This is a genomic window from Deltaproteobacteria bacterium (assembly GCA_018668695.1).
In the GTDB taxonomy this organism is placed as follows: Bacteria; Myxococcota; XYA12-FULL-58-9; order XYA12-FULL-58-9; family JABJBS01; genus JABJBS01.
Window position 1 is genome coordinate 1 of the sequence record JABJBS010000164.1, and the last position, 7,768, is coordinate 7,768.

Annotated in this window: 8 protein-coding genes; 5 read left to right on the plus strand and 3 right to left on the minus strand. The window is 51.3% G+C overall.

Features of this window, described 5'->3' with window-relative positions; all coding sequences use genetic code 11:
• The coding region (locus tag HOK28_08615; protein ID MBT6433138.1) for a DEAD/DEAH box helicase at positions 1–160 on the minus strand (160 nt) is incomplete at its 3' end.
• A 219-nt stretch (positions 161–379) separates the two neighbouring features.
• On the opposite strand from HOK28_08615, the gene HOK28_08620 reads away from it, so the two are divergent.
• Together HOK28_08620 and HOK28_08625 are read left to right on the plus strand one after the other, a co-directional pair.
• Entirely contained in the window at positions 380–658 is a 279-nt protein-coding gene (locus tag HOK28_08620) for a DUF2805 domain-containing protein (GenBank protein MBT6433139.1), read from the plus strand.
• Positions 659–823: 165 nt separating this feature from the next.
• Positions 824–1,027 (plus strand): hypothetical protein, encoded by a 204-nt coding sequence (locus HOK28_08625; GenBank protein MBT6433140.1) that lies wholly within the window; start codon positions 824–826, stop codon positions 1,025–1,027.
• Positions 1,028–1,182: 155 nt separating this feature from the next.
• On the opposite strand, the gene HOK28_08630 is transcribed toward HOK28_08625, so the two are convergent.
• Positions 1,183–2,091 (minus strand): LysR family transcriptional regulator, encoded by a 909-nt coding sequence (locus tag HOK28_08630; protein ID MBT6433141.1) that lies wholly within the window; start codon positions 2,089–2,091, stop codon positions 1,183–1,185.
• A 152-nt stretch (positions 2,092–2,243) separates the two neighbouring features.
• Here HOK28_08630 and HOK28_08635 point away from each other — a divergent pair, with 152 nt between their 5' ends.
• Positions 2,244–3,104 carry a protein deglycase HchA gene (locus tag HOK28_08635; protein ID MBT6433142.1) on the plus strand — a complete coding sequence of 287 codons (861 nt, stop codon included), beginning with the start codon at positions 2,244–2,246 and terminating at the stop codon, positions 3,102–3,104.
• Positions 3,105–3,309: 205 nt separating this feature from the next.
• Complete coding sequence (locus tag HOK28_08640) at positions 3,310–4,998, plus strand: hypothetical protein (GenBank protein ID MBT6433143.1); 1,689 nt, start codon at positions 3,310–3,312, stop codon at positions 4,996–4,998.
• 189 nt (positions 4,999–5,187) lie between these two features.
• Here the strand turns inward: HOK28_08640 and HOK28_08645 are convergent, their stop codons facing one another.
• On the minus strand, positions 5,188–7,179 hold the full coding sequence (locus HOK28_08645; GenBank protein MBT6433144.1) for a hypothetical protein: 1,992 nt from the start codon (positions 7,177–7,179) through the stop codon (positions 5,188–5,190).
• 257 nt (positions 7,180–7,436) lie between these two features.
• Between HOK28_08645 and HOK28_08650 the strand changes: the two genes are divergently transcribed.
• A partial coding sequence (locus HOK28_08650) for a DUF4215 domain-containing protein (protein ID MBT6433145.1) occupies positions 7,437–7,768 on the plus strand: 332 nt, incomplete at its 3' end.

Here is a 7,768-nt window from a genome sequence, read left to right on the forward strand (position 1 = left end):
CGGCACTTTTTCCGCTCCCGGTTTGAGCTAAGGCCACAACATCGTTCTTCTCAAGCACCAGAGGGATGACCTGCGTTTGCACCGGCGTTGGCTCTGTGTAGCCTTTTTCTTGAAGGGCTAGATTGGTCTCTTGGGTCAACCCAAGCTCAGAAAATGGCATCGAATGGTCCTAACATCACGCAACCACCCGTATATAGGCAGATTGATTAGCCCAGAGCATACATTAAAAACGCCGCGTTTACGAACCACAAACGCTAAGGATTTCAAAACGCAGAGGTTGAGTCAGCCCCATAGCGTTCCGGTGTCATTTTATTTGTCTTCCAGGGTGGCAGAGGATGTTGGGGCTGGCTAAGGGAGAGCATGGAAGAGGAGATGGCAGATGAGAAAAAACAGCGATCGACCGTTAACAAGAGTTAAAAAAACAGAACCGGCGGCGGGCACCGATGCCTGGATTGTTTGGGCTGCTTGGGCGGACCGCATCACTTTTGAGGAGATTCGGGAGAAGACCCAACTCACTGAAAACGAGGTGATTCGGCGCATGCGCCGGCTTGTGAGTCCACGTGATTTTCGTCGCTGGCGCAAACGAGCCAATACGGTAAGCCACAAGCACCGGAAACGATTTACGTCGAAGCGCCGCTTAGAGTCGGAGTTCGAATAGGCGATGGTCGGCAGTGGGGCGGGTTGGCCCTGATCTATAAGCGTGGGGGCCTTCAAAAAAGCTTACCGTCTGTATCGTTTATAGTAATAGTGCCGGCTGAATCTATAATCTCAGATGTATAAATCCCCCCAACACCGATGGTTGAGGAGAGGTTCGGTCCATCCAATGAAGTGGTTAGAGCGTCACGCCCATCTATTCAAGAGTCTGCCCGAGACCAACGAATTCGACATTGATGAAGCTCTTGAGGTGCTTCGGTGCGTGTCATGCGGCGGGTCTTTGGAGGCCTCTCTTTCTCAATTGAGTCGCAACCAGGAAGCCTGGGACTTTCGTTGTCGTGATGATGATTGTGAAAGCCACGAGAGCCATTGAGCACCCAGCGTAGGGGTGTTTCGACAGATGAAGAAATTTAAAAACGAGATTGCTAGAGGCTGCTCAGTCGATCATTTGGGGAACGACCCGGCATGAGCCAGGTGTAGGGAGCCAACTATAGGGTGTTCATAAACTGATTCTCGCCTTCTCCTGGCTTAAGGATCACTTAAAGCTTCCCGCAAAAAGTTCACCGTTGCACGGATCTTGCCCAGGCGAGCTCTTGAGGGGTCATAAAGGAGAAAGATGCTCGGTTCGGGACCGGTCGAAAGGCTGATACGAGCATCGTCTAGCGTAATCTCTTGGAGCTTTCCTTCGGCGATTGATTGTGAGACGCCCCAATGTGGCAAGAAAGCGATTCCCTCACCCGCCTCGGTGACCTTGATGATTTGCATACCGTCGTTGGTTATTAATCTTAGATTTCTCGGGGTGGTGACAACCTCGCCGGAGTGAAGGATGGCCAGCCATGACGTCACTCCACGAGGCCCGCGGTAGGCGAGAGCGGGATGATTCTCAATATCGGAATAGGTTTTCGGTTGACCGTTTTTAGCAATGTATTCTGGGGATGCTACCAATATCCATCGATTGTCGTGAAGGCGTTTGGCCACAAGATAATCTGGTGGCTGCGCCGTGGAGCGGATTGCAATGTCGATTTCGCCCGAAGAGAGATCAAGGTAGCCGTTTGTAAATTCTAGGTCGCAGACGATGTGGGGGTATTCGGCACGAAGCCGGTCCAGCGCAGGAAACAAACGAATCTCACCGTAACCCGGTAGTGCGGTGATGCGAACAATTCCAGCGGGTTCCTGTGATTGGGCTTTCGCCATGTCATCTGCAGCCGCCAAAGCCCGTAGGGGTCCAGCCACTTCGTCGCGATACCATTCGCCGGCCTCCGTTAGCCGAATGCGACGGGTTGTTCGCTCAACAAGCGAGACTCCAAGCTCTTCTTCCAAAGCTTTGAGCGAGCGCGAAACGGTGGAGGGCGGTACACCGAAATGGGCGGCGGTTCCCTTGAAGCTTAGGGTCTCACACAGTTTTAAAAAAAAGCGTATGGCTTTGAGTTTATCCATGGTGTCTTTCTTTTGATCATTATTGTCTGTTTCGCAATAAAGTGATGTCCCTTGGTCGGTTGCATGCCTGAAAACAGAGTATTAATATCAAAATAGCAATAATGGGCATGTGGCGCCACCACTATTTCGTTTCTATTAAAAAGGATTGTTAGATGCTTAAGTCCCTATTCGGGCTCGAACCCCAACAAGAGCAGGACGGGTCTTTTCGGCCCTCGAAACTTGCACTGAAGCTCGCAACCAAAGATGTCACCGACTACAAACCGGTGGCCTACAATACCTACAAAGGTAAGCGCTCCAAAGTCTTGGTTGTTTTCACAGAAACCAAGAATATGACGATGAAAAACGGTAGAGAATTCTCAACCGGTAATCACCCGGTCGAAGCACTGGTACCCATGCTGCACCTGAAAAATGCGGGCTTCGACTTCGAGGTTGCCACTCCTCGTGGTAAGCCAGTCGTCTTCGAGATGTGGGCCATGCCCACCAAAGACACTGCCGTGATGGGTCTCTACGCAGAGCTAAAGCCTCGCTTTGAAAATCCACGGGCGCTGCCCGAAGCTCTCGAGGAACTCAGAACGGGAGGGGATTTTTACGCGGCGGTGTTCGTTCCCGGTGGCCATGGTGCGATGTTGGGTATCCCCCACGATAGGAACGTGGGAGCGATGCTTCGTTTGGCTCACGAGCGGGAATTGTTCACCATTAGTATCTGTCACGGGCCGGGTTCACTGCTTGCGACCTCGCTCGAGGGACACGACTTTCTCTACTCGGGTTATGAGATGGCAGTATTTCCCGACTCAGTGGATAAGCAGACCCCAATGATTGGCTACCTACCCGGGCATATGCCTTGGCAGTTGGGTGCTCAACTAAAGAGCTTGGGCGCTAAGCTCGTTAATAAAAAGGGCGATGACACCTGCTGTGTGGACCGCAAGCTGATCACGGGGGCCAGTCCAGCGGCATCGGATAAGCTTGGGAAACTGGCCGCGAAGACACTTTTGGAACACTTGGAGACGACGTAGGTGTTTGTAAGCTCGCTGATTCTTGGGGACTATTGGGAAGTGCGAGAGACAGCTCCTGCACAGCCTCAGTACCCTCGCATGGATTATTGTGGTCGGTGCAATGACAGAATGCATTTTTAAAGAGGCATGTGCGGTTGTCGCTTTTATGGCCAGTTCGTACCTTAGTTGTAGGGATTATTAAGAAGTCGAAACTAGCGGGGATATCATGACGTATCGAGTATCTGTAGCCTTTATTTGTGCCTTATTAACAGGGGCCTGTTCCAGCCCTGAAACCACGATTGGTGTCGAGGAGAAGTTCCGCGGGGATACACGAAGTAGCCTCGAGGTTGGAGATACCCCGGCTGATGATGCCAACAGCTCCAATGAGTCTGAAGCTTCGTGCGTTGATACTTGGATCTCCGATGGTTGGTGCGACATCCAGAACAACAGTGAAGCGTGCTCTTTTGACGGCGGCGATTGCTGCCCGTCGACTTGTGAAGACAGCATGTACACCTGCGGCGATTATCAGTGGATTTGTATGGATCCAGGCGCATGTGAAAACACCGGTGAATGTGAACCCGCACCCGACAACATCGAGGTCACTTACGAAGAATACTGCGAGATGTACCCCGAATTTTGCGATGACACCGACGACTGCGAGCAGTTCCCTGAGCTTTGCGACCCCGAACTCTACTGCGAAATGTATCCAGATAACTGCATTACTTATGAGGAATATTGCGGGATGTATCCAGAAGACCCGATTTGCGAAGAGTATGCTGGGTCTAGTGCCAGCTCCGAAGGGTGTGTTGCGAGTTGGGCCGGAGATAACCAGTGCGATGATTTGAACAACAACGCCGCGTGCGGTTGGGATGACGGCGACTGCTGTGCTTCGACCTGCGGCGGCAGCGCAAGCTGTAACGCGAACGACTTCGTAGACAGTTGCCTCGATCCGGCAGCCTGTGAAAACACGGGCGAAGAGCCATGTGAAGCACCCGTGAGTGATTTCTGCATGACCAATCCCGAGTACTGCGCATTATACGAATGTTTCGGTTTGGCGGAAAGTGATGCGGAACTCGACGTAGAGGACTGCTGGGAAGCCTATTATGAAAGCATTGAAAGCGCTGAAGAGGAAGATAATTCCAACGCGGGCTCATCGGGCAGTGGTTCCACAGCCTCCGACTCAGAGTGTATCGGCGATTGGTTATCCGATGGCTGGTGTGACATCCAAAACAACAGCGAAGCATGTGGCTGGGACGGCGGTGATTGCTGCCCATCGACTTGCGAAGACAGGGAGTACACCTGTGGTGATTATCAGTGGATATGCATGGATCCCGAAGCATGTGAGAGCACCGGTGAATGTGAACCAGCACCAGACAACGTTGAAATCACGTTGGAAGAGTATTGTGAAATGTACCCAGAGGCTTGTTACAACCAAGAGGATTGCGAGCAATTTCCGGAACTTTGTGACCCTGAGTTGTACTGCGAAATGTATCCTGAGAATTGCGTGACCTATCAAGAGTATTGCGAGATGTTCCCAGAAGACCCAATCTGTGAGTCTTACGATGAAGGCAGTGCCGAAGAACCAAGCGAGAACGAGATTGATGCCAACGGTTGCCTTTCTGAATGGATTGGCGACGGCTGGTGTGATGACTTGAATAACAACGACGCGTGCGGCTGGGATGACGGTGACTGCTGTGCATCGACCTGCATCGACGTTCCGCACAACTGTACTGAGTCTTTCTTGAATTGCCAGGATCCCAGCGCTTGTGAGAACACAGGTGAAGAACCTTGCGAGGAACCACCGAGCCAGTTTTGCATCACCAACCCTGAGTATTGCGCTTACTACGAGTGCTTGGGCCAGCCTGATGCCAATCCCGATGCGTGTTATGAAGCGGCCTACGGTGATGACCAGTAAAAGTGAACTTAACCGAGGGCGCTCTGCTCTTTGAGCGCTGATATTCTAACTCAGTAGCTTATCCCCACAAAATGCTCCCGGAAAAGGCGGGCGACACGACGAGGCCCCCCTATACTCAACTGTCGCCTACCTTTTCCATTATGCGTAAATCCAACCCATTCAAAGAGCATTGACCTGGAAGTGAGAGCCCTAAGGGATGTCTGGATAATAGGTATTGGTCCAGTCGCTGTTTGAGCAAGGCTCATCAGGAGCTACCTGGATACCAATTCCGTTCATACTGTATTCTTCAGGATGATAAACGCTGATAACCACTGGCACGTATCCTATCTGGAAACCTTCCGGAGCAGAAACCATCTGCCCTGGGTCAATTTGTACAAGATTGGGATCAAAGGCATCCGCTTCTCCAGGTGCTCGGTAATTGATGAAAACTGGGTCGCTCGGGTTTAGGCTGGAACTCCCCGCAATCTTTGTGTGCAGAGTTTCAATATAGGACTGAAGCGTTTCCAGGTAAGCATCCGTATAGATGGCTGGCCAGTTTTGCCGTGCGGTCTTCATTGCGGGTTGCTCGATAAATCTAAACCAAACGTAAGTTGCGGTAGAACCATTTTGTAAGAGCGTTTGGTAGCGGGTCTTCCCGGTGATGTCCCAATTCGTAAAGTCCGGGTGTGCGGTATCACGCTCTTTGTAGCTGAAGAATTGATTGGTCACCTGAGGGACACGGATGGTTGAATCCACCGGCGCAATTAATTCGCTGCGGTAAATATGAGGGTGGTTCACGTAATTGTCTCCGGCTCCTTGTTCAACGGTCCATTTGTCTTGGAGTTTGCGGTAATGCATGTAGCCATTGTTGTCGGCTCTTGCTTGCTGGGCCACGGCACTGGATGTATCCCAATCAACATAGCCGCGGTAGCTGTCGAACCCCACCGTGTAGGGCGGTTCAATCACCGTGAGGTGTTCTTCGTTGTTAATGGTTTCGTTTACTTTCAGGCGACTGTGGGTGCTTTGGTAGAGGCCTTCAAATGATAGGAACTCCGTATCAATCAAGCTATTGAAGGTGCCACCTGTCTTAAGCGCGTTGGAGTAGTTTTCCATAGCTTCAGACTCGATGCTTTGCATGTGGGAGACAATGTACTCACGGTCTTTTTGGTTGGGCATTCGCGGAACGGGGACGTAATAGGTGTCGTTGCCAAAGTCGAGACCTTGGCTGTATTGCTCATTGGCAATGCCACCATCACGGTTGGAGCCCAGGGTGGCGAAGGTACCAAATGGGTTTTGAGAATCGCGTCGCTCTTGAAAGCTACCATCTTCAATTTTATCAGGGTCAATCCAGTTGAAGTGCTCGGGCAGGTACCCGTTGACTGGACCTTGATAGTTGTAAGACTCGATGAAGCTCATCCAGAATTTATAGTCCCGGGGGTGGTCTAGGTTTAAGTAACTCCAGCCCCATCCAATCCAAAGGCCATTGTCATCTTCGTAGGGTTCTTGGTCTTTATCAAAAGCGATGTTTACACCAGGCACCGTGAGGACCTGATTAGAGATTTGCACCATGGTGAGCCACCGGTCTCCTACGAATCTCTCGTAGAGTCCGCTGCCAAATTGTACGTCGTTGCATGCATGGTACTGATCACCAATACCGGCGATATGCAGAGTAGGGTAGTAATGAGGACCGGCAGCCTTCGGGTTGACCCACACGCCGCCTTCAATGGAATTGTTGCCGTAGGACCTTAACCACCAATGAAAGATCCCAAATTGTTCGCCCAGGCTTAGCCCGTGACGCGACGCTCTGTAGATTCGGTTGAACGAGAATTTCCCCGCGCCCAGCTCAGCTGTGTATTCGTGATTGATGCCATCGAGTCCGCCCTGAAACAAAACGTTGGTGTCGAAGAGTTGGTAGTCTGTGGGGGTGTCGTTAATAAAGGAGGGGACATTCGTGCCGTAGTAGTCGTCTATGGATAGGTCGGTGTCCGAGTTATCGCCAGTGTTATCTCCGGTGTTGTCTCCGGTGTTGTCTCCAGTGTTATCTCCGGTGTTGTCTCCGGTGTTGTCTCCAGTGTTATCTCCAGTGTTATCCCCAGGTGTCGTCTCCGTGATTGCTGTCTCGTCTTTTTTACATCCGGTCACGGTGACAAGTGAAAAGGCGAGGGCGCAGAGAAGATAAGGGCGAAGTCGCTGGAAGGGCATAACATTTCCTTGGTTTGCAGGTGTGCTCAGTATGACGTTATCGAGCTGCGGAGAGTTTAGCGCTTCCTCTCGTTAAAAGGCAATGAGGAGAATGGTTCGTAAAAAAATCTAATACAACCTTGGGTGGTATAAGTTTCTGTGTAGGGTCCCTTATGATTTCTCTATGTTCTCGCTGCCTTCCAACATCCCCAAGTCTCCACTCTTGCTTCTGGCAAAGCTTAGGGTTTACTCTGTGCTGGTAATTCTAGGAGAGTTTCATGATTATCCGTGCCCTTTCTATTGTTTTTGTGGCTGCCCTTTATACCGGATGTGCGAATGACTGCGGTGATGGTTACCGTAATCCAGATGAGCAATGTGATGACGGCAATCAAACCAATGGCGACGGTTGCAATGATAGCTGCCGAGTGGAAGATGAAACGGATAGCAGTGATCCGGCGGACAACAGCGATGCTACCGACTCTAGCGACCCAGCGGACAACAGCGATGCTTCTGACTCTAGCGACCCAGCGGACAACAGCGATGCTTCTGACTCTAGCGACCCAGCGGACAACAGCGATGCTTCTGACTCTAGCGACCCAGCGGACAACAG

Bases quoted from the DNA above. Each gene is read 5' to 3' on its own strand.
- HOK28_08620 (MBT6433139.1), top strand. From the start codon at position 380: ATGAGAAAAAACAGCGATCGACCGTTAACAAGAGTTAAAAAAACAGAA.
- HOK28_08640 (MBT6433143.1), top strand. From the start codon at position 3,310: ATGACGTATCGAGTATCTGTAGCCTTTATTTGTGCCTTATTAACAGGG.
- HOK28_08630 (MBT6433141.1), bottom strand. From the start codon at position 2,091: ATGGATAAACTCAAAGCCATACGCTTTTTTTTAAAACTGTGTGAGACC.
- HOK28_08625 (MBT6433140.1), top strand. From the start codon at position 824: ATGAAGTGGTTAGAGCGTCACGCCCATCTATTCAAGAGTCTGCCCGAG.
- HOK28_08645 (MBT6433144.1), bottom strand. From the start codon at position 7,179: ATGCCCTTCCAGCGACTTCGCCCTTATCTTCTCTGCGCCCTCGCCTTT.
- HOK28_08635 (MBT6433142.1), top strand. From the start codon at position 2,244: ATGCTTAAGTCCCTATTCGGGCTCGAACCCCAACAAGAGCAGGACGGG.